At 33.6% G+C, this 1,024-nt stretch carries 1 protein-coding gene and 1 pseudogene; both read left to right on the forward strand.

Annotated features, from left to right (window positions below; translation table 11 throughout):
• The coding region (locus AC1DTM_RS28300; protein ID WP_477001468.1) for a stage II sporulation protein P at positions 1-574 on the forward strand (574 nt) is incomplete at its 5' end.
• A 257-nt stretch (positions 575-831) separates the two neighbouring features.
• Positions 832-1,024: pseudogene (locus AC1DTM_RS28305) on the forward strand (GNAT family N-acetyltransferase); the annotation flags it as partial.

Here is a 1,024-nt window from a genome sequence, read left to right on the forward strand (position 1 = left end):
TCCAAATAAAGCAACGAGTTCTGTAACGAATATTTCAATAGTTGGCGATCGATTGCGTGAACAGTTAGAAAGTGAAGGGATCGGTGCTACTAACGATAAAACGGATGTTGGTCAAAAATTAATAAGTAAAGGATTAAATAGTAATAGTTCTTATAAACTGTCACGAGAAATTGTACAAGAAGCGATGGCTGGTAATAAAGAACTCCAATATTTTTTCGATTTGCACCGTGATAGTGCACGGAAAAATGTCACGACAAAAACAATTGGAGATAAATCATATGCAAAGCTTGCTTTTGTAATTGGGAAAGGAAATAAAAATTATGAAAAGAACTTACAATTAGCAACAGCTCTTCATGAGGAAATTAATAAGAAATATCCAGGAGTGAGCCGTGGTGTAATTCAAAAAGGGTTCCAAACAGGAAATGGAGTCTATAATCAAGACTTATCAGGACATGCGATTTTAATTGAAGTTGGTGGCGTAGATAATACAGATGAAGAATTAAATAGATCGATTGATGTTCTTGCTAAAGCATTTGGAGGGTATTTTTGGCAAGCGGAAAAAGTGAATGGATAAAGTGGGAATTTAATTAGCCCTTATCAATCGGGATACCCGTTAATACGGGAAACACGTAAGCGAGAAGCTTACGTGTTTTTTATTCATAATCTATAGGTAGAAAGACATGTCACAGTATAGACATAATTACCTATTATTATAGTAATATCGAAATTTGTCTATTTATAGTAAGAAATTTAGAAAGGGATTTTCAGAATAGTGGAGAAAATGTTTTTACAAGGAAAATTTTAAACTAACAGAATGGATAGGGGATCAAGATGATACGAGAGATTAGAGTAGAAGATGCAGCATCATTTTTACAATTAAGTAAGCAATTAGACGAAGAAACGAAATTTATGTTATACGAACCAGGAGAACGAAAAACTACAGTAGAGCAACAAGAAAAGATGGTCCACCGTTTTATAGAAAATGAATATGCGACAATATTTGTAGCAGTTGAAGATGATAGAG

The organism is Bacillus sp. P4_D3, from assembly GCF_056401855.1.